We start from the raw sequence: 19372 nt of genomic DNA on the forward strand, positions 1-19372 counted from the left end.
GCTTCAAGAAAATAAGGGTGAATATTCAAAAAAAGGAGGAAACCGTACTCCGAGTTGGTGTGCGGTTCCCTTTCTCTCGAAAGATTCTTGTTCAATCAGGATGCTCTCAGTCGACGAATTCCGACCATCCCCACAAGTCCGGAAAGTAACAGAAACGCACTGGCCGGGAGTGGGGTCGGATTGTAAACAAGCGCATCAAATTGCTGGCTACCATATGAACTTCCGAGGTTCTCACCAATGAAGATTAAAGAATCTATGGTGAAAAGGGTTCCGTCGTCATCATTCAGTACCGAGAAAGAGAAAATGCTTGTGGGCAGACTTTGCAGGTCGAATGTAATGGTGTTGTTGAGTACCGTTGTCGCAATATTCAGAATGTTTGCGCTGAAGTCTTTGATTTGAATTGTATAATTGAGATTGCTCAAGGATTGATCCAAGGTCACTGCCAAGGACCCACTTTGTTTTGTACTGCTGGCAAGGGCAAATTCCCATGCACCTTTATTAAAGAGGATTGACGGGTTGGCACTGGAAGTCGATGTCACAAGGGATTGCAGTCCACCGGCTTGAGAAATATTCCAGTCTCCGGTGAAAGTAGTGTCGATTCCACTGATCTTGTCAGTGAGTGAAGAACTGTCCGCAGATCCGCCTGTTACTGTCCCACTCCAGGAGCCGTCAGTGAAATAGGCTTCGTGAAAATATGAAAGCGAGACTGCATGAGCACTGGTGGCGCAGAGCAGCATAATTGTACTTGATATAATCAAGGACTTGAATTGCATCATTCCCTCCATTCTCGTATTTGCAGCAACAATGAAATATCTGTGCCAAGAAAAAGAAATGGTTTTTAACATACTGTTTAAAATGGTTAAATAAATATATAGAGGGATGTTGGAAAAGGGGGGAGCGTCTTTGTCTGATAAATGCAGACATGGATAAACCCGGATATCCATGAAACAATCGGGGGGGAGCCTCAAAAGGCTGTATAAAAACAGACGATATTTGGCGTTTTGAGAATGGTGGAAGTAGAAGGGCACCGCTCTATCCGGTGAAGAAGCTGATGAGGGAATTGAGCAAGCCTTGTTTTGAACCCGTCTGTTCATCGGTTTTTAGTCTCTCCGTTTTTCCCAGACGTTGGTGCTTTTCGAGTTCCTTGCCTAACATTTTGTTTTTGTGAAAGAGGGCGATACAACGCCCGAAATATCGCTCTGATCTGACCCGTTCCTTGTCCAGCAGGTCAGTGAGTGAGTTAACGAGTTTTTCATTACCGGCCGCTATGCCCCCATCAATGTGGCCTGCCTGGATGTTGACCTGTGCTGTCAGTTTGGAAACCATGGATTCGAGGTGGGCTACTCTGCCGAGCATATGCTCGTCCACTGCATGTTGTGCAGTCTGACTCTTGTCTGTACCGGCTGCACGGGATGAGTCCTTTGGGTGGTGCGTAATGCCGATATTGTCCAGAACGACTTGTTCAATGACTTCGCGTGAAATGGTTGGAAGTGAATCGGCATATCCGTAGACCAGCGCTGCGTTGCACAGGATATTGACAGCCCTTGGCACGCCTCCTGTGTGTTCGTGCAACAGATCCACGGCTCCAGCTTCAAAGATGGGTTCACTTCCTGCCCCGGCTCGCTGAAGGCGATACTCAATGTACTCACCCAGTTCTTTCCGCGATAAAGGGGCGAGGTGATAGTTGATGGCCACTCGTTGAGCCAGTTGTTCCAGCCCAGGGCTGCTGATTATGTCCCGTAATTCAGGTTGGCCCGCCAGGATTATCTGGAGCAGCGGCGTTGTCTCGGTTTGCAGGTTGGAGAGCAGTCGGACTTCTTCCAGTGCCTCATGCGAGAGATTTTGTGCTTCATCAATGATGAGGAGACAGCGGCGACCTTGCCTGAATATGTCAATGAGATGCTGGTTCAACAAATCGAGATTGTGCGACTTGTCCTGGCTGACTCCACTGACTTCAAGCTCAATGAGGATGAGCCTGAGGAGTTCCTGGGCATCGACGTTGGTATTGAAAACGACAGCCACTTCCACATCGGAAGCAATTTGAGTCAACAGGTACTTAAGCAAAGTGGTCTTGCCGGTGCCTATCTCACCCGTGAAGAGGATAAAGCCGATATTTTCCGTGAAACCGTATTGAAGATATGTCAGCGCCTGCCGGTGCTTGTTACTTTCGTAAAGCACGCCCGGATTCGGAATGATATCGAATGGTTTGTCGCGAAGACCGTAAAATGATCGAAACATGGGAGTCTACTGGCTGAAATGTTTATTTAAAACAACGCCAAGAATGTTGGCCTCACTCAGCATTTCAAGGGAAGCCCGGATATCCTCCTGCGAAGTCTTCCCTTCCTCAACAACCAGAATCACCCCGTCCACATAGGTTGAGAAAACAAGGGAGTCCGGCATATCAATGATATGAGGGCAGTCGAAGATGACATAACGATCGGGGTATCGGCTTTTACATTCCTTCACGAGTTGTTGCATTTTGGGCGTACTCAAAAGATCGGCTGATTCTGTGGTGGCTCGGCAGGCTGGCAGGACAACAAGTTTATCTATCCCCGGATTGACCAGCAGTTCAGGAAGTTCCAGGTGGCCGATGAGATATTCCTCCAGCCCTCCTTCTTGCCCTCTGCATACACCCATGGTTGTTGCCACACCCGGCCATCGGAGATTCGTATCGACCAGCAGGGCGGTCTGTCGGGCGTCCCGGGCCAAACTCATGGCGAGGTTGGTCGCGACAATCGTCTTGCCCTCTTTGCGGCGAGGGCTGGTTACCATGATGGAATTAAGCCCATCGGTACGGGTTATTTGCAAAATTCTCGCTCGGAGGACGTTGAATGAATCCCTTATATATTGGGCGCTTCCACTGGTAAGTAGGCGATTGCGTTCCAGATGGAGATCGTCGGCCTCCTGAATCTGGGTCATCCGATAGTTGTGACGAACTGTCGCTTCTTCGGTCTTTTCTTTGTCAGAAGACATGCTGGGGGATGACGGAGAAACCTGCTCCAAAATGTCGTTTCGCTCGTCTTGAGCCTTTTGTAGTGCCTTGGCTATTTTGCTCATTGGGAGATACCTTTTTTGCTCAGCTAAACAATGACCTGAATTTTGTTCAGGATCTTGAGGGCAATGATGTCCAGCGGGAGCACCAAAAAGTGGACGAGGAGGATTGCGCAGATCACTGCTCCTGCCGAGATGGTGAGGATGACAGCCCTTCTGCGGCGTTTCTGTGCCATTTCCTCACTGGTCTGGACATAGGGAATGACGCCGATCACTGGGATTTTGGTCAATAACGCAAGCGAAGTCCTGTCGTGGATCGAGTGGTCCATAAATTCGGCGACAGAGACAAGGCTGAGGCCGCCTGCTGTTGAGACGATCATGGCGATGATAAGCAGGAGCAGCCTCTTGGGCTTGTATGGTTTTTCCGGTAGGACAGGAGGTTCTATCAAGGAGAGTTTTTCACCGACATGCTCTTTTTCGAGTTCTTGGGATTGGCGGGCAGAAAGCACCTTCTGCATTGTTTCCTGATATTTGACACTGGAGTTGTGATAATCTCGCTGTAAGCTCGTGTACTGCTGCTCAACCTGAGGGCTTTGTTCGATATATGAGACATATTGATCATATTTTTTACGAAGCTCTGTCAGCAGGTTTCGTTCATTGCGGATTTCAAGGCTGGTTGCTTTGATTTGCGTTTTGAGGTTGATATACGCCGGATTTTCCTGGTCCAGATTTTCATTCGATCGCAAGACGCCCTGATTCTTGGACGATACTTGGAGTGAGGCTTTCAGTTCCGCTATTTTCCCTTTGGCATTGATGACGTCCGGGTGTTTATTCGTATATTTTTTTTGTAACCGTGCAAGCTTGCGTTCCCATGATCCGAGTTCGGCGTTGATATCTCGTCCCTTGTTTCTGTGTGTCAATTCAGCCTCAAGCAGGTCGATCTGTCCCTTCAGTTTGATCATGTCCGGGTGTTTTTCCGACCGGCTTGTCTTGTAGGAAAGATACTGGCTACGCAGAGATTTTAATTCCTCTTCAGGACTCATGATCCGCTTGCCGTCAGCGGAATACGAATAGATGGTCTGATCGACGGTGGCCAGTTGACCTTCCAGGTAGACCCTGCGATCAGTCAGTGTTTTGATCATTTCCTGTCGGGCATCGATATCTTTTTGAATACGGTCAAGACTTTGCAAGTTCAATTCCATCAATTCCGGCAGTGAACGATAATTTTTTTCCTTGAAGCTCGCTATTTTCGATTCTGACTTTTGAACATCCTGTCGGAGTTCATCCAGCTGTTTATTCAGGAAGTCGAGGGTGGTCAGTGCCTTTTCTTCTCGTTGTCTCAGGTTTTGTTCAAGGAAGAGGGAGACGAGGGCGTTCGTTGTTTGTAAAACTTTCTTGGGTGATTTGCCATCGAACGAGATGGTAAAGGCGATGGTTGCGGTCGTGGCTCTCCCCGTATTGTTGACAACTTCAGCCTGGATGTTTTCGACTTTGATATTGTCCCGCATTTTTTGGAGAATCTCTTCAGATGTCAGGCTGTCCTTATATTCGTCATACAAGCCAAAACGATCAATGATAGCCATGAGATTTTGGCGGTTGAAGGCCATTTGGCTGATTGATTGCAACCGTTCTTCAACATACCCTGTTACAGTAGTTTGAACGAGTTCCTGAGGGACTTCCTGTCCTTCCACCAAAATTGTCGCAGACGATGTATAGATTGAAGGCAGCAGGAAGATGATTGCCGCAGTCAGCATGAAAAAAGCGCCTGTTGGAATGGCGAACAGCCAAAATCTCCGCTTGAACGCGTTGATGTAAAGTCTGATATCGTTGGTGTTCGTTTCCATTGAATCCTCGGCTAGAAGAACGTTGGATAGGAGTATTCGAATCGAAGGGCTATCCTGTTCTGTTGATCTGTGTTGTGACTGATCCGGTTTTCGATGGATGTGTGTTTGTATTCAAGTCGAATAACTGCATCCTTGGTCCATTTGTATTGTATTGTCGGGCGGAGAGAAAATGTCTGTTTTTCTGTTTCAGCGACCAGCCCTTCGGTTTCAAGGGTGTAGAATGCTCCTTCGAATGACGCTGTGAGGCGTTCGGTGAATGCATATTCACTTGATGCCCGCACCCGTGCGCGGGTCGTTGACTCTCCATAAATGGAAGGTGAAATCATTCTGTCCGCTCCCAGAGTGAATTTCCATTTTTCGCGTGCGTAGGTTCCGGAAATGTCGAAGCTCGGATAGATGTCAGAGGCCGTTTTATCCGTTCCGCCATCCACAGTTGCTATGGAATTGGCGTATCCCAGACCTCCGTACCCGACGAATTCGAGAAGTTCAGTGGGTCTGTAGCTGAAGCCTCCCATCAAATTGTACACATCCTGCCGGGTATCTCCGTTTGTACGGTCATAGTCATAGTGATTGTAGCTTCCCTGAGCCAGGAGGGCGGTTCGTTGGTTGTTCAGGCCGTGACTCCATGTCACCAGACTGCCGCGTTCAGTTGAATCCGGGTTGGTTTTTCCGGCATATCGTGTCGCAGACAGAGGAATGGTGATGGAGAGTCGGTCTTTTTCCGAAACATTCCAGGATATTCCGGGGGACATTGAGTATCTGCGTCTCAGGCTTGTGGTTGATTGGGTGCCGGATTGGGCCAGTTCTTCCACAAATGTGTGGTTATAGTCATAACTGGCGTCAAGTTTGAGCTGGAATCGCTCGTTGAGTTCCTTGCTGCCTTTGAACCAAATGTCATAGTTTTCCCGGTCATATTCGGTGAGATCCTCATAGCGGAAGAGGACCGCCTTGCCGCCTCCCGTGAGTTCCCAGTCCTCGGCTCTGTATTTCAATTTCATGGAAGGGGTAAGCCTCAGTTCGAGGTCTCCTGTGTCCTTGAAGAGAACATTGTCGTCATATGTCGTTTGAACCATGATCTTCGGTATGAAAACCGTTTGTTCGGCTCGTGTCGGCGCAGGATAAAGTACGCTCCATACTAGGAGAATGATCCACAGTGTGGTTGAAAAAGGAATGCGTTGTTTCATCTGGATTCTTTTGGCGCGGGAAGTTCTTGTTGCGGTCATTGTCTTAGGGGATAAGGACCGTATCTCCCGGCAGGAGGGGAATATTTTGTTCCAGACCATCTCCTGAGACCGCTTTGACATAATTGAAGGGAAGATATGTTTGTTTTCCCTCTTTTCCGATGCGGACGACGAGAATGTCGTCACTTTCCGCGTATGGTGTCATGCCGCCAGCCAAGGCAAGGGCTTGCAAAACAGTGATCTGCCCACTCATCAGATAGACGCCAGGCCGGTTGACCTTGCCCACAACGTAGACTTGAGGACTCCCCAATTGTTGCAGCATGATCGTCACCGGTGCATCGGATACATATTCCTTTATACGCTTTTCGAATTCCTTGCGCAATGCCTCGACTGTTTTCCCGGCTGCTTTCATGTCGCCGACAAGAGGGAAGGAGACCATCCCATCGGGGCGGATGATGACATTGGGGCGGGTCAGAGCTTCATCTCCCCAAACGGAGACTTCCAAAATGTCCCCAGCTCCGAGCCGAAAATCCGACATTGATGCAGCGTGCGCCGGAGGACACAGAAAAAGAATAGCAAGGGTGAGTGGAGCGATCAAAGCAAAGGCAAATAAAAAAAAGGGACGTTTCACAGCATTTCCTCGACTACAGTGTCGGATTCATTTTCGTCAGTTGCATGGATGCCAGTCCATAATCTTTAAGCAGCTTTTCATATGCTTTTTGCCCTTCATCGGATGATCCTGTAATCAGCGCACCCAGTTGTAATTCTTCCCCCATGACCTCAATGCGTCTGGCCACGCATTGAAAGCGGATCGGGTCCATGTCGTCGGTGAAGGCAAATATGATTTCGAATCTCAATCCTACAGGATAGTCGGTTATGACACGGCCACACAGCTTTTTCCCGGAGCAGACAATACGGATGCCGATAGGGGAAATGTCCTTGAGCAAGGCTGGTTGATAGACGACCGATGCACCATTTTCCTCTTCAATATAAATGATCGCCGGGACGTTGACTTCAACACGTTGAAAAGAACGCCTCTCTTCCTCGGTTGCACATGGAGACTGCTGCGTATGAATATATTCTTCGACAATTGCTTCAAGCAGAGCTTCAGGAGGCGTACCGAGTTCTTTGGCGATCGTCTCCAGGTCAAGGGCCAGTTCGCCGCTGATGGAATACCGAGGGAAAACATCTTCAGACATCCTTACCCTACTGAAATAATTGTGCCAAAAGAAAAATAGTTAAGCATATGCTCACCCTTGCTCCGACAAAATACATCTAAGAGACCATAAACAATTGCATTCTGGAAAAATCGGACAGGTTGACCGGGAGTATCTCCCGTACTGCTCAGGAAAAAACACCATTTTTACCCCTATGACTTCATTCCCTCTTCCAAATATTAATTTACCGTGCGATAGAGAAGTCCGATTTCGTTACGTTACCAAGCCAAACTGGGTGTGAGCCCAGGACGGAAAGCCACGGGTCTCTTGGAGATAGCCGGGTTGCCAATTGAAGTGTGTGGATTTTCACCTTTGATTCTATAGATTGGTGCCATGGCTCGAATTCTGCTGATAGACGATGCACAGGACTTTTGTCTGATTTTTGCGACAATGCTCAAGCGCCTTGGGTTTGATTGCATTACTTCGACGAGTCTTGAGGCCGGCCTTCAGGAACTGGAGAAAAACCCTTTTGATCTCGTTTTTCTCGATGTTTATCTCGGTGCGCACAGCGGGCTTGACCATATCGCCGGTGTCATGAACTCACCGGGCAATCCTGATGTCATCATCATCTCGGCCAGCGGCAGCGGAAAAAACGCCGAAGAAGCCATTCAACTCGGCTCATGGGATTTTCTCGTCAAACCCGTGAGTTTTACTGATCTCGAAAAGTGTATTTCCCGATGTCTCAAGCATAGGGAAGCCAAAAGTCGATTCATTGCCGAATCCACATTCCATCGGGGACCAATTATTGGAGGCAGTCCTCAACTGCTTCGGGCCATCCAGTGGGTCGGCATCGTTGCCCGGTCCAAGAATAACGTCCTTATTCTTGGCGAAACAGGGACCGGCAAGGAGCTGTTTGCCCGAGCTGTTCACGAGAATAGTGAGCGGAGCAGTCAATCCTTTACGGTTGTCGATTGTACTAATCTGCCGACGACTTTGGCGCAAAGTATCCTGTTCGGTCATGAGAAAGGGACTTTTACCGATGCGAAAGAACGGCGGGAGGGGCTTTTCAAACAGGCGGATGGTGGAACCATCTTTTTAGATGAAATTGCGGATCTCGATATGACTATCCAGAAGGCCCTTTTACGGGTTTTGCAAGATCATACTTTCCGGCCGCTGAGTTCCAGGAATGAGGTGAAAAGTGATTTTCGCCTCGTGGCCGCGACGAACAGGGACCTGCCTCAAATGGTCCATGACGGGACTTTTCGTCAGGATCTCTATTATCGCCTCAAATCATGTATTATCAATCTGCCGCCTTTGAGAGAAAGGGTAGATGATATCGCTCCCCTGGCTATTCATTATATGAAAAAGATATGCAAGGAGCAGGGGATTCCCAAAAAGAGGTTTTCAGATGATTATCTCCAGGCCTTGAGGGAATATCACTGGGCAGGGAATGTCCGGGAGTTGATCAATACCGTCAATCATTCCATTTCAAATTCCTTTGATGCAAAGACACTCCATTCCTATCATCTTTCAAGGGAATTGCGAGTCTGCCTGGTCAAAAACAATGTTGAAAATGCAGACCAGAAACTGACTACTGATTTCATTCAGCCACTGTCATCGCTCCCTGACGATCACTTCAGTCAGGAGGAATTACCGACATTCAAGGAAGTTCGAAAAAAGGTCGTCAGTCAATTGGAGGCGGAATATCTTTTGGAATTGGTCAACCGGACTGCCGGTGATATCAAAGCAGCTTGCAAGGTGGCAGGATTGTCGAGGGCACGTCTCTACGAACTTCTGCAAAAGCATGAGATCGATTACAAGCACGCAAGTTAGCGCCTTGAAACGCAGGACATATCTTCAGTATACGGAATATCTTGTGAGAGTTGCTTGCAGCGTGCCTTGATTATGGTGAAAATTGTAAAATCTCTTTGAGGACATCCAGGCTGTCTCCGGTTGATTTGATGAACGCACATCCCAATTCGGAGACATCTTTTTCAAAGACGTGTTTGACCTCACAAGTGAAACAAACCGGGTACTGTCTTTCTGGAACCGTAAAAATGATCTCAACGTGATGTCCCACACCAATGATTCTCATCAGGTCTTTCGGCGCGTAATCGCACTGTAACTTGAGCCCTCCCACAGAGACATCGCGCACTTTCCCCGGTAAAATGGCTGTTCCGACCTCTTCACTGATAGGTCTGGCAACAGCAGAGAGGTTGACAACAGTGCGGTCGTGTGCCCGCCGGTTGCTGGCCTTGACACCGAGATAATTTTCAATCGCCTTGACTATCAGTTCATTGACATCCCGGTTTTCCAACGTAGCCCTGTCTTGAAGTGCTTCGTTAATCTCTTCGACCACCTGAAAGCAGATTGTTACTGTATGGCCCACATTTTTTCTCATTTTCAAATGCTCAAGTAGGAAGAGAGGCATCCGTTTACACTTCGTTTCATCATCCTGAATCGGAAAAACTTTGGTAAGGCGTGGAGTGAGATTTGCATAATCGAATTAAGCCAGTTCCATGCCAAGAGAGTTAACCAGCCGAGATGAAAATGTATTTTTGAACAAGTAACTGGGGCTTGGAGAGGGGGAATGTCTAATCTGTTTTTTAAGGACAACAAAGTTTAGTTAATGAATCATGAGAGTTGATAATTGGAAGATGACAATGGGCAGTTTTCGTCTTTGCCAATGCGAAAGAATGCCAGCTTCAACTGAGTTGAAGTGTATAATCAAAAGGTTGCAGGAGTCTCCCGAGGCCTGTGTCGGCTTGATGGCTGGAGGGCGTCTCAAAGGAATTGTGACCATTGAGACTCTTATCGCGAACCTTGATTCCCATTCTGGGAGGTTGGAAGGCTCGTCTGCCCTTGAGTGTGCCTCAACGAGTTTTGTGATGACCAGTGGGGATGTTTTCTTCACCGATTTTCTGTACGAAAACTCTTCGAAATCATATGACAATATTATTTTAACAAGTTCCCATGGACAAATCAGTCTTGTTGCCAAGGATACTTTTCGTCAAATACTTACCTTTAAAAACCGCCGGATACGTGAAGTCCTTCCTGTGACTTCCGGGGTCCCGGCTCTTAATGAGAAAGAGAGTTGTCTCAAGGCTCTGGAGCTTTTAAGTCATGAGGAACACCCGCATGTTGTCAGTTTGGGAAATGATGGCCCAACCGGAGTTGTGACGCGGCACGATATCTCCAGAGCCATTGAAATGCGACAAAACCTTTGGGATATACGACTTGTTGATGTGGCTCAGAGCAATGTGACTGTCTTGAGGGAGGATATTTCGGCAGAAGAAGCTCTTTTTCAATTGGAGGGAAATCCAAACAGGCTGATCATTTGCGAGGATTCCGATGGCGGCGTTCGTTCCGTGGTTGATATTATGCAGCTCCGTCGTGCCCTGATCGGTTTGCTCAAGCCGAAAAAATATGAAATTGCGTACCAGGGAGTTGCCCAGAGACAGCTCAGTGATATCCTTATTGAACGGGTCATGAGTGATACCATGGGTATAGGAGTGGTGGCTCTGACACCCGATCTAGAGATTCAATACAGTAACAGGACAGCGAAAAAACTCTTGGGCCTGAGTTCTGTTTCTCTGAGTAGAAAAAGCGCGTATTCTCTTTCTCATGACATCCCGCTTCTGGAAAATGTCGTGCATGCTGTGGGCATGTTGGACCCCGTTTCCAATCCGGTTGTCGATTTGAGCAACAGGACGGATTTTCCCTCGAATTATCAGACGAAATTGACAGGGGTATGGAAGAATAATGATCCGAGTGGTTTTATTGTTACCATCCAAAATTCCACTGATGTTCGACTCGCTGAAGCAAAGCTGCGAAAGCTGGCGTATTACGATGCCTTGACCGGGTTGCCGAATAGGACATTGCTTTTTGAGAGATTGAATATGGAGATCAGGAAAAGCCGCAGGTATAATGAAGAGTTTGCAGTGGTGTTTGTTGATTTGAACGGGTTCAAGGGAATCAATGATCGCTATGGTCATCGTTACGGAGATCAGCTTCTTATCAAGGTTGCCAACCGATTTTCCAATGTCCTGCGTGAAACCGATACGGTTGCCAGGCTCGGTGGCGATGAATTCCTTTTTATTCTCCCTGGCGCATCCTTCATGGAAACAGCATGGGTTGTCTCCAAGAAGATACTCGCCGTGCTGGATGAGCCGATTGTTTTGGAAGAGGTGACAGTCTCCATCGATGCCAGTTTCGGGACAGCGTACTTTCCGGAAAATGGGCTGACCCCCGAGGAACTTATCGATTTTGCCGATCAGGAAATGTACGAATCGAAAAGACTTGGACTCTAAATGCGATTACGAGCAACGCAATACTTGTTTCAGGCAGGGTGGTTGGGGGTGCTGACGAGCGTCACTGTTCTCTCTGTTTTACCCGGCAGTGGGCAGCCTGTGCCGTTCTCTTTCATTGATAAGATTGAGCATTTCAGCGCATATTTTACTCTTTCTCTTTTTGCGGAAGCTCTGCCGGGGTATCAGCGGGGGCGGATGATGTTCTTTCTTGTTGGTTGGGGTGGATTGATGGAAGTCATCCAGAATTATATCCCCTCCCGTGATCTTTCATTGGGAGATTTTATTTGCAACGCCGTGGGAGTTCTCTGTGGCTCTGTCGTGGGATTATTCCTGTCTCGGATGACGATGCGCGCTGGTCGAATGCGGTCCTGAATTCTGATGTCTCTCCCCGTTTGGGTGTGGTTGTGGAAAGGGGCTTTTGTCCTCTTCTCTAAAGAATATGTCCGTTTTTGCTGGAATACTCTGTGCCAGAAAATACGTACGCATATTTAAACAGCCCTAGAGGCTTGATTTTATACTACAGTTACCATGTTGGCATCATACTCGCTTTTCTTTGGAAAGCTTATTCAGAGGAGAGAATATTATGCTGAACGCGATACGTTTTATTCTGTTTGCAGCGGTGTTGAGCTTTCCTGGGATTGCGTCTGCTGCACTTTGGGCAGACAGTGGGACCTATTCGCCATTTAGCGATGGTGAAACCTACGCGGTTTTGGGGAGTGATGTTGGCTCTCTCGCACCGGGGACCTATGAATTTTCAATCACCTACACCACTCTTGGCACCTGGGATTCAGAATCCGATCCCGAGGATTCCATGATCCTTTCCGCTTTTTCGGATGGCTATAGCAAGTATTTTGCCGAGGCCGCCAGTGACATGAGCTTTTCCAATACGTACACAAAAACGCTCATCTTTACATTGACTTCCGTGCTGAACGGCATTTTTGTTCAGTCGGATGTCACCGGAATCGATGAGAAGTGGGAGTTTGTCAGTGCTTCCATCAATGCGACTCCGGTACCGGGAGCCTTTTGGTTGCTTGGCAGCGGCCTGCTCGGTTTGATTGGTCTGCGGCGTCGATTGATCTAAAAGTCAAAGAGTTGAACCTTCATAGGCGCACCGTAGCCTTCCTTGTCATGGACCGGAAGAACGCGTTTGCGTCTTTCCTTTTTTCTGTTCCATCCCCTCCAGTTTGTTTCGCGTCAAGAAGGGAGAGCTTCTTGAGGTGATTTATCAATCATGCATGTTCCTTGTGGTGGGGATGGGTAATTGTTCGCTTCCGGTTGCATATATGGTTTTAGCGGAGGCTGTTTGGTGTCGTTCCGGGGACTGTCAATGCAATCAATGGAGAGATATATGAAACCATGGTTCCTGTCTTTTTTGAGTATCCTGTTGCTGGTCCTGCCTGCTCAAGCGGAGATGCCTATTGTCGGTTTTATTACCGGGGCTTCAGGGTTGGGAGATCTTTCCTTCAACGACATGGGCTATGGTGGGATCAGAAAGGCGCAACAGGAATTCGGATTCAAGTTGATCGTCCTGGAACCGAAGGGAAATGGAGAAAGCACGGAGCAGGACGTGCTTAAGCTTGTTGCAAAAGCTGATATAATTATACTTCTTGGTGTGCAGCATACAGAACTTGCCAAGCAGGCAGCCCAAGATAACCCTCACAAAAAGTTTGTTCTCGTTGAAATGCCGGTTAGGGATATGGCGAATATGTCCAGCATCATGTTCAAGCAGCATGAAGGGTCGTTTCTTGCCGGAGCCATGGCCGGGTATATGACACAAACAGGTACAGTCGGTTTCATCGGCGGGACAAAAGTGTTGCCCGTCGAGGCTTTCGAACAAGGCTATCGTGAAGGATTCCTTTACGCCCGCCCTGATGGGACGTTGCGTGTCGAGTATCTTTCTGCTGCTGGCGACTTTTCCGGGTTCAGCAATCCTGCCAAAGCTTATGGGATAGCCATGGGCCAGTATGAGCAAGGCGCGGATATTGTTTTTGGTGTTGCCGGTTTGTCCGGCAATGGGGTTATCGAAGCCGCGAGGCGCACGGGGAAACTCGCCATCGGCGTTGATTCCGATCAGGATTCCCTGGCAAAAGGGTTTGTGCTGACGAGCATGATTAAAAGATTGGACACGGCTCTCTACCATGAATTGCAAGTAATCATGGGTGGTCATTTTTCGCCGGGGATCACGTTCTATGGCCTCGGGAATGGTGGGGTCAGTTTGAGTCAAATGAAATATACACGGCATCTGATCAACCCGGAAATACTGGAGAAGATCAAGGCAATCAGGAAGGAAATAATCAACGGTGGCATCAAGGTGACAGATCTGCTTCCCAAAGGATAACCTGCCTACTATGAGCCAGTGAAAAATGTGCGGTTCGTCAGGTCCGTTTTATGCGGAAATCTCGATAGGCTGTGGCACATCTCATTTTGAATTTCTGTTGAGGAACTATCGGTTACTATGAGGAATATATGAAAAGTCTGAGGATTCGAGTTCTGTTGGGAACTTCATTGATTCTTGTTGCCTTTTTATTTCTGCTGGGATCGTATGTTATTGTTTCCCAGCGGCAGGAGCTTATAAATACTCTTGAAGATCATGGCCAGCGGATGGCCTCTCTGACTGCTCGTTCCTGCTCGGAATATATTCAGCGATTCAGCTATTTCCTGATGGAGGATCAAGCCCTCTCCGTGGAGCAGTCCCCGGATGTCGCCTTTTGTGAAATTTATGATGTGGAGGGCAAATCCCTTCTCCAGTCCGGTAATATCATTTCCAAGGATCATACTCGCAAGAATTCTCCGTCGTATGGGGGGAATCTGCTCCTGGTCTCTCAACCCATAATGGCAGGAACCACCCGGATCGGCCGGGTTGATATCGGTCTCAAACTTGAGAGTATTGATCAGGCTATTTCTGAAAAGACGATTCGTATGGTCATGCTATTCATTCTGCTTGCCCTGTGTTTGATTACCGTTTTGAGCGGTTTTTTCCAGCAACTCTGCATCAAACCCATTCAGGATCTGACTCAATACACCCGCAAGGTTGCTCAAGGGGATTTTGTTGTGTTCGATGCTGGGGGCAGAGATGATGAAATTGGCTATCTCGCCCAGAATTTCAATGAAATGAGTATGTCTCTCAAGGAATTGTACGGCGGTTTGGAATCCAAGGTTCGGGAGCATACCAACGAGTTGGAAAAAACAAATATGGAATTGCAGGACATGGTTTCACATGCAGAGCGCATGGCTCGGAAAGCGGAAGAAGGAACCCGAGCAAAATCTCAGTTCCTTGCAGCAATGAGCCATGAAATACGAACTCCCATGAATTCCGTCCTTGGCATGGCCGAAGCCTTGGCAGAAACGGCATTGACCGGTGAACAGAAAAGTTACTTGAATGTGATTCAGGGATCAGGCACCACATTGCTCGGTCTGATTGATGATATTCTTGATCTGAGTAAAATTGAGAGTGGGGATGTGGTTGTGGAATCGATTCCTTTTCAGATTGAAGATGTCCTGGCTCATGTTTTCAGCGTGATGTCTTATGCCGGACATGCAAAGGCTCTTGATTTGGATTACATGATTGCGCCGGAAATCCCCGGTATGGTGCTTGGCGATTCCTATCGATTGCAGCAGATTCTCATGAATCTGGTCAGCAATGGGATCAAATTCACTCATGCGGGGGCGGTTCATGTTGAAGTTGATGTCCTGTCTCGAAAAGGGACAGGGTTTGGTTCCTCGGTGGTCCTGCAATTCCTGGTGCGGGATAGCGGGATAGGGATTGTCCCCGAGGCTCTTGATTCGATTTTCGATAAATTTACCCAGGCGGATTCCTCCACAACCCGTAACTATGGTGGTTCCGGTCTTGGTTTGGCCATCTGCAAATCACTGTGTGAAATGATGGGGGGAAAAATAGCTATAGAAAGTGAGGTGGGAGTGGGCACCAATGTCCTCTTTAACCTGCCATTTGATGTTGCGCGGGAAACAGCCCCTGGTGCATCTCCTCTTTCCGGCAAACATCTCTTGTTGGTTGATGACCGGGATCGGCTTCAGGAACGGCTTGCAGCCCGTATCAGGGGGTGGGGTGGATCGATTGTCATCCGGGAGGATTTGGAGAGCGCAGTGACAGCTGTGGAAAGCGAAGGGAGCGGGGAAACGTATGACGCGGTTGTCGTCAATACCCCCTTGGGGGGCAAATCCTGGCGAAACGTGGCAGCAGAAATGGTCCAAAGAGGACTTGATCCGCAACGGATCATCCTGCTGACGTCAGAGCCTGCCGAGGATGCCGGAGATTTTTACTCCATCGGCGGTATCCTGACAAAACCACCTGGCATGGAACGGCTCAAGGCCACAATGGAAAAGATGGCAGTCAGAAATTTGCAACCGCAAAAGACGCTGCGATCGTTGGAGATTCTCCTTGTTGAAGACAATGAAGCCAATGTCATGCTTATTGAAGTGTATCTCAAGGACACGGCGCATACCTTGTCTGTTGCGCATGACGGGCAGGAAGGGTTTTCCTTGTATCGGGAAAAGCGATTCGATATTGTCTTTATGGATATCGAAATGCCCGTCCTTGACGGCTATGGCAGCACTCGGATGATTCGGCAATGGGAAAGGGAGAATCGCAAGTCACCAGTACGTATCATTGCCTTGACTGCTCATGCCCTGAACGAAGTCCGAGAAAAGGCACTCGATGCCGGATGCAATTCCCATTTGACGAAACCTGTTTCCAAGGAAGCTTTTTTGCGGGCTTTGCGAATCGAAATTGGCCGATTTCACTAATGCGTACTGGATTGTTTTCATGACAAGACTGCCTTTTACAGATCTCGTGATTGATTTGATCAAAAGCATCCCGGCAGGGAAGGTCGCGACGTATGGAGGAATTGCCCGTATGGCCGGAAAGAGCCGTGGAGCAAGACAGGTTGCTTATATTCTCCACTCTTTTTCAGCCAAGGAAGGGTTGCCATGGCATCGTGTGGTCAACCGGGCAGGATGTATATCCTTGCGGCCAGGGTTTGGGTATGAGGAACAGAAAGATCGGCTCATCAGTGAAGGTGTCGTGTTTGACGAAAAGGACACACTTGATTTTGGACGATTCCTCTGGATCCCGGGGCCTGAAGAGTGCCAGGAAACCACGCCCCCACGCGACATAACATCCTGTGGGGGCAATGATTCCTGACTCGGGAGTTACAGTTTTTTGAGTGCCTGTACGACCTCGGTCGGGTCCAGGCGTTTGGTGTAATCCACCTCGGCAAAGTGGTAGGCCACGGTGCCATCCTGTCGGATCACATATGTTGCCGGGATCGGGAGAGTGTATGAAGCATCTCCGTTGGATTTCTCCAGATCAATTCCGAATCCCTTGTAGATTGCTTTGAGTTCTTCTCCGACCGTGAAGACGAGGCCAAATGATGTGGCAACGACATTACCATCGTCATGAAGCACATCAAATGTCAGTGCATTCTTTTCAGCCGTGGATAGAGAGTTGTCTTCAGTTTCAGGACTGATTGCCGCAAGGCTCGCTCCCAGTTCATGAATTTCCGGCAAGACCTTTTGCAGAGCTACCAGCTCCAGATTGCAGTAAGGTCACCAGCCGCCTCGGTAAAAACTGAGAACAAGTGGTCCCTGTTGCAGATAGGCAGCGAGGTTTCGTTCCTGATTCAGATGATTTTTCACTGAGAATTGAGGAGCTTTTTCTCCATCCGCCAATGCCGAGCCTTCTATGCCGGAATTTCGCAGGTCTTTCTCAGCTTGCTGCATTACTGCTTGTGCTGTTTCAGGGATTCGTTTCTTGTTCTGCTTGAGAGTCTGGGCCAATTGTTCTGTCAAAGTGGACATCGCAATCTCCTGTGTGGGTTGTGTGTCTTGCTCCGTTACTATGAGGCAGGGACCTCAGCATAATCCCTGTAGTGCCTCCGAGTACGCTACAAGAGCCTAGTTGCATGTGCAACTATATTCTACGGTTCGTTATATTGAATTATTGTATTGAAAGCATATGCTTTTCAAATAGTTATAATTTTATAAGATTCATATTTATCTAGAACAAACGTTTGACATAGATGGTGAGCGGTTGTATTGCTGGATGCTGCCAAATGGGAAGATGAAAGCATTGAACTCAAAGGATGTCATGGTGGAAAAGGAAAGGGCTGTAAGCAGAAAAGTGCAGGGGGAGGAAACCCGTGCACTGCTGATTGATGTCGGGGCACGTCTTTTTGGCCTTCATGGGTTTCACGGGGTGAGCATGCGGCAGTTGGCTGCTGAGGCCGGAGTCAATCTGTCGACCGTGGGGTATCATTTTGGTGGGAAAGCTGGACTGTACGAGGCTATTCTGCAGGAACTCATCGCCATGCGCGACGAGATATTCCCACCGATCCCAGAGCTTGAGAAGCGTCTGTCCGAAGCAGCAGGGAATGCCAATGATCTGGCGGAAGTTGTCTCTTGGTATATGAACAGGCTTGTTCATGGTATTCTCGGGCAGAAAAGGGAGAGTTGGCCAGCTTTCATCATTTCCCGTGAATTGGCCCAATCCACGGAGTTGTATCCAAAAATCGAAAAAGAATTTTTCGACCCGACATTCAGTTCACTTTTTATTTTGGTCGATGCGGTTCTGCCGGATGTTGACGACAGGGAAGAAATTGTTATTACCAGCCACTGTATTATTGGTATGATTATCAAATTTCTGGAAAGTCATAAATTGATAACCAAACGTTTGAATTGGGAATCCTATAGAGGGCGCGGGGTTGAAAAGATCTCCGTCATTATGAGCAAACGCATTAGAGGCTTCCTTGGCCTTCCCATGGAGAATGCATGATGAAATATAGGTTTGTTTTCGGTTTTGTCGTGATGTCCTGCCTTGTCCTTTTGCAGGCGTGCGGTGGGGGCCAGGAAGAGGTCGCTGCCCCTCCCCGTCCTGTCAAAACCATGATCGTGAAGGAATATGACATCGGTCAGCAATGGACATTTGCCGGAACTGCAGAAGATGCTCTTGAAACGCAGCTTTCATTTCGGGTGGGTGGAAAGATTATTGCTTTTCCCGGCGAACAGATAGGACGAAAGTTTTCCAAAGGCGCAGTGATCGCCCGCCTCGATCCTAGTGATTACGAACTGGAATATCGTCAGGCCAAAGCGAATCTGGAGCAGGTGCGTGCCAATTATGTGCGTGCCAAGGCAGATATGCAGCGGAATACGGAACTCTATAGACGAAGTGTCATCTCCCGTGGCGAATTGGATCAGATTGAGGCTGATTTCAAGTCCTATGAGGCGCAACTCAGCGCATCGGCCAAGCAACTCGATATTGCCCGCAAGCATCTCAGTTATACGACCCTGAATGCGCCATTTGATGGCTGGATAGGAGAAGTTCAGGCTCAGGTGCACCAGAACGTTGCTTCGGGGCAGGCAGTCGCTTCTTTCAATGCAGGTCGTGAGATGAAAATGTATGTCGCTGTACCGGATACGTTGATCGCACAGGTCCATGAAGGTGACAAGGTCGAGGTCCGGTTTGATGCTCTGCCCGGCACGATCTTGTTCGGCAAAGTCATGGAGGTCAGTGTTGATTCCACAGCCAGTTCGACCTATCCGGTCAAGGTCTATCTTGATAATAAAAACAGGCTGTTGCGAAGTGGCATGTCCGGTCAGGTCAGTTTTCTTGGACGAGAATCTTCAGGCGCACGCTATTTTGTTCCGCCTGTGGCCGTATTAGGCAAAACGGATGGAACGCGCTCTCTCTGGATCGTTGACCCTGCGACCTCGACTGTCTCCAGTCAGACGGTGACCATAGGAAGTCTTTCAGAGCATGGTCTCGAAATTGTGGAAGGAGTCAAAAAAGGTGATATCATTGTGACACGGGGTGTCCATCACCTGAAAGAGGGCCTGAAGGTTCGCTATTCCAGTCGTGGTACGGAGGGATAATC

19 protein-coding genes and 1 riboswitch are annotated in these 19372 nt (G+C 48.4%); of the genes, 9 read left to right on the top strand and 10 right to left on the bottom strand.

Translation table 11 applies throughout. The features are described 5' to 3' along the window. Positions 1-95: 95 nt before the first annotated feature. The 7 genes from BN4_RS14470 to BN4_RS14500 form a co-directional block, all read right to left on the bottom strand. Complete coding sequence (locus BN4_RS14470) at positions 96-776, bottom strand: VPLPA-CTERM sorting domain-containing protein (protein ID WP_157871420.1); 681 nt, start codon at positions 774-776, stop codon at positions 96-98. A 256-nt stretch (positions 777-1032) separates the two neighbouring features. Continuing rightward, complete coding sequence (locus BN4_RS14475; protein WP_015416150.1) at positions 1033-2238, bottom strand: ExeA family protein; 1206 nt, start codon at positions 2236-2238, stop codon at positions 1033-1035. Positions 2239-2244: 6 nt separating this feature from the next. Next, positions 2245-3057: a P-loop NTPase family protein gene (locus BN4_RS14480; protein ID WP_015416151.1), complete on the bottom strand. Its 813-nt coding sequence runs from the start codon at positions 3055-3057 to the stop codon at positions 2245-2247. A 23-nt stretch (positions 3058-3080) separates the two neighbouring features. Next, positions 3081-4835 (bottom strand): GumC family protein, encoded by a 1755-nt coding sequence (locus tag BN4_RS14485; protein ID WP_015416152.1) that lies wholly within the window; start codon positions 4833-4835, stop codon positions 3081-3083. An 11-nt stretch (positions 4836-4846) separates the two neighbouring features. Beyond that, positions 4847-6019, bottom strand: coding sequence for a porin family protein (locus BN4_RS14490; protein ID WP_162138616.1), 1173 nt, complete (start codon positions 6017-6019; stop codon positions 4847-4849). A gap of 43 nt (positions 6020-6062) precedes the next feature. Continuing rightward, a complete protein-coding gene (locus BN4_RS14495) occupies positions 6063-6647 on the bottom strand; it encodes a polysaccharide biosynthesis/export family protein (RefSeq protein WP_015416154.1) in 585 nt (194 codons plus the stop codon). Positions 6648-6660: 13 nt separating this feature from the next. Beyond that, the gene (locus tag BN4_RS14500; protein ID WP_015416155.1) at positions 6661-7215 is read right to left on the bottom strand and encodes a PilZ domain-containing protein; all 555 of its coding nucleotides are present in this window, start codon (positions 7213-7215) and stop codon (positions 6661-6663) included. Positions 7216-7448: 233 nt separating this feature from the next. Continuing rightward, a riboswitch (cyclic di-GMP riboswitch) is annotated at positions 7449-7523 on the top strand. Between the two features lie 43 nt (positions 7524-7566). On the opposite strand from BN4_RS14500, the gene BN4_RS14505 reads away from it, so the two are divergent. After that, positions 7567-9006 carry a sigma-54-dependent transcriptional regulator gene (locus tag BN4_RS14505; RefSeq protein WP_015416156.1) on the top strand — a complete coding sequence of 480 codons (1440 nt, stop codon included), beginning with the start codon at positions 7567-7569 and terminating at the stop codon, positions 9004-9006. A gap of 70 nt (positions 9007-9076) precedes the next feature. Here BN4_RS14505 and BN4_RS14510 read toward each other — a convergent pair whose 3' ends face one another. Further along, complete coding sequence (locus BN4_RS14510) at positions 9077-9562, bottom strand: PilZ domain-containing protein (protein ID WP_157871424.1); 486 nt, start codon at positions 9560-9562, stop codon at positions 9077-9079. 307 nt (positions 9563-9869) lie between these two features. On the opposite strand from BN4_RS14510, the gene BN4_RS17335 reads away from it, so the two are divergent. The 6 genes from BN4_RS17335 to BN4_RS14540 all read left to right on the top strand — a co-directional run bounded on the left by BN4_RS17335 (position 9870) and on the right by BN4_RS14540 (position 16644). Further along, the gene (locus BN4_RS17335) at positions 9870-11483 is read left to right on the top strand and encodes a diguanylate cyclase domain-containing protein (protein ID WP_162138617.1); all 1614 of its coding nucleotides are present in this window, start codon (positions 9870-9872) and stop codon (positions 11481-11483) included. Then, positions 11484-11855, top strand: coding sequence for a VanZ family protein (locus BN4_RS14520; protein WP_015416159.1), 372 nt, complete (start codon positions 11484-11486; stop codon positions 11853-11855). Positions 11856-12066: 211 nt separating this feature from the next. Then, positions 12067-12564, top strand: coding sequence for a hypothetical protein (locus tag BN4_RS14525; RefSeq protein ID WP_015416160.1), 498 nt, complete (start codon positions 12067-12069; stop codon positions 12562-12564). Positions 12565-12831: 267 nt separating this feature from the next. Continuing rightward, positions 12832-13821: a BMP family lipoprotein gene (locus BN4_RS14530; protein WP_015416161.1), complete on the top strand. Its 990-nt coding sequence runs from the start codon at positions 12832-12834 to the stop codon at positions 13819-13821. 128 nt (positions 13822-13949) lie between these two features. Then, a complete protein-coding gene (locus tag BN4_RS14535; RefSeq protein WP_015416162.1) occupies positions 13950-16247 on the top strand; it encodes an ATP-binding protein in 2298 nt (765 codons plus the stop codon). Between the two features lie 19 nt (positions 16248-16266). After that, on the top strand, positions 16267-16644 hold the full coding sequence (locus BN4_RS14540; protein ID WP_051053285.1) for an MGMT family protein: 378 nt from the start codon (positions 16267-16269) through the stop codon (positions 16642-16644). 8 nt (positions 16645-16652) lie between these two features. On the opposite strand, the gene BN4_RS17985 is transcribed toward BN4_RS14540, so the two are convergent. Together BN4_RS17985 and BN4_RS17990 are read right to left on the bottom strand one after the other, a co-directional pair. Continuing rightward, on the bottom strand, positions 16653-17036 hold the full coding sequence (locus BN4_RS17985; protein ID WP_269450401.1) for a redoxin domain-containing protein: 384 nt from the start codon (positions 17034-17036) through the stop codon (positions 16653-16655). A gap of 12 nt (positions 17037-17048) precedes the next feature. Then, positions 17049-17300 carry an Alkyl hydroperoxide reductase/ Thiol specific antioxidant/ Mal allergen (fragment) gene (locus BN4_RS17990; RefSeq protein ID WP_015416165.1) on the bottom strand — a complete coding sequence of 84 codons (252 nt, stop codon included), beginning with the start codon at positions 17298-17300 and terminating at the stop codon, positions 17049-17051. A gap of 262 nt (positions 17301-17562) precedes the next feature. Here BN4_RS17990 and BN4_RS14550 point away from each other — a divergent pair, with 262 nt between their 5' ends. Then, on the top strand, positions 17563-18273 hold the full coding sequence (locus BN4_RS14550; RefSeq protein ID WP_231856546.1) for a TetR/AcrR family transcriptional regulator: 711 nt from the start codon (positions 17563-17565) through the stop codon (positions 18271-18273). Beyond that, positions 18270-19370: an efflux RND transporter periplasmic adaptor subunit gene (locus BN4_RS14555; protein ID WP_015416167.1), complete on the top strand. Its 1101-nt coding sequence runs from the start codon at positions 18270-18272 to the stop codon at positions 19368-19370. Before BN4_RS14550 ends, BN4_RS14555 begins: the two co-directional genes overlap by 4 nt. The last annotated feature ends 2 nt before the right edge of the window (positions 19371-19372 follow it).

It is taken from the genome of Pseudodesulfovibrio piezophilus C1TLV30, assembly GCF_000341895.1.
Lineage (GTDB): Bacteria > Desulfobacterota > Desulfovibrionia > Desulfovibrionales > Desulfovibrionaceae > Pseudodesulfovibrio > Pseudodesulfovibrio piezophilus.

Bases quoted from the DNA above. Each gene is read 5' to 3' on its own strand.
- BN4_RS14530 (WP_015416161.1), top strand. From the start codon at position 12,832: ATGAAACCATGGTTCCTGTCTTTTTTGAGTATCCTGTTGCTGGTCCTG.
- BN4_RS14525 (WP_015416160.1), top strand. From the start codon at position 12,067: ATGCTGAACGCGATACGTTTTATTCTGTTTGCAGCGGTGTTGAGCTTT.
- BN4_RS14555 (WP_015416167.1), top strand. From the start codon at position 18,270: ATGATGAAATATAGGTTTGTTTTCGGTTTTGTCGTGATGTCCTGCCTT.
- BN4_RS17990 (WP_015416165.1), bottom strand. From the start codon at position 17,300: ATGTCCACTTTGACAGAACAATTGGCCCAGACTCTCAAGCAGAACAAG.
- BN4_RS14550 (WP_231856546.1), top strand. From the start codon at position 17,563: ATGAAAGCATTGAACTCAAAGGATGTCATGGTGGAAAAGGAAAGGGCT.
- BN4_RS14505 (WP_015416156.1), top strand. From the start codon at position 7,567: ATGGCTCGAATTCTGCTGATAGACGATGCACAGGACTTTTGTCTGATT.
- BN4_RS17335 (WP_162138617.1), top strand. From the start codon at position 9,870: ATGCCAGCTTCAACTGAGTTGAAGTGTATAATCAAAAGGTTGCAGGAG.
- BN4_RS14520 (WP_015416159.1), top strand. From the start codon at position 11,484: ATGCGATTACGAGCAACGCAATACTTGTTTCAGGCAGGGTGGTTGGGG.
- BN4_RS14540 (WP_051053285.1), top strand. From the start codon at position 16,267: ATGACAAGACTGCCTTTTACAGATCTCGTGATTGATTTGATCAAAAGC.
- BN4_RS14535 (WP_015416162.1), top strand. From the start codon at position 13,950: ATGAAAAGTCTGAGGATTCGAGTTCTGTTGGGAACTTCATTGATTCTT.
- BN4_RS14470 (WP_157871420.1), bottom strand. From the start codon at position 776: ATGATGCAATTCAAGTCCTTGATTATATCAAGTACAATTATGCTGCTC.
- BN4_RS14475 (WP_015416150.1), bottom strand. From the start codon at position 2,238: ATGTTTCGATCATTTTACGGTCTTCGCGACAAACCATTCGATATCATT.
- BN4_RS14480 (WP_015416151.1), bottom strand. From the start codon at position 3,057: ATGAGCAAAATAGCCAAGGCACTACAAAAGGCTCAAGACGAGCGAAAC.
- BN4_RS14500 (WP_015416155.1), bottom strand. From the start codon at position 7,215: ATGTCTGAAGATGTTTTCCCTCGGTATTCCATCAGCGGCGAACTGGCC.
- BN4_RS14490 (WP_162138616.1), bottom strand. From the start codon at position 6,019: ATGAAACAACGCATTCCTTTTTCAACCACACTGTGGATCATTCTCCTA.
- BN4_RS14485 (WP_015416152.1), bottom strand. From the start codon at position 4,835: ATGGAAACGAACACCAACGATATCAGACTTTACATCAACGCGTTCAAG.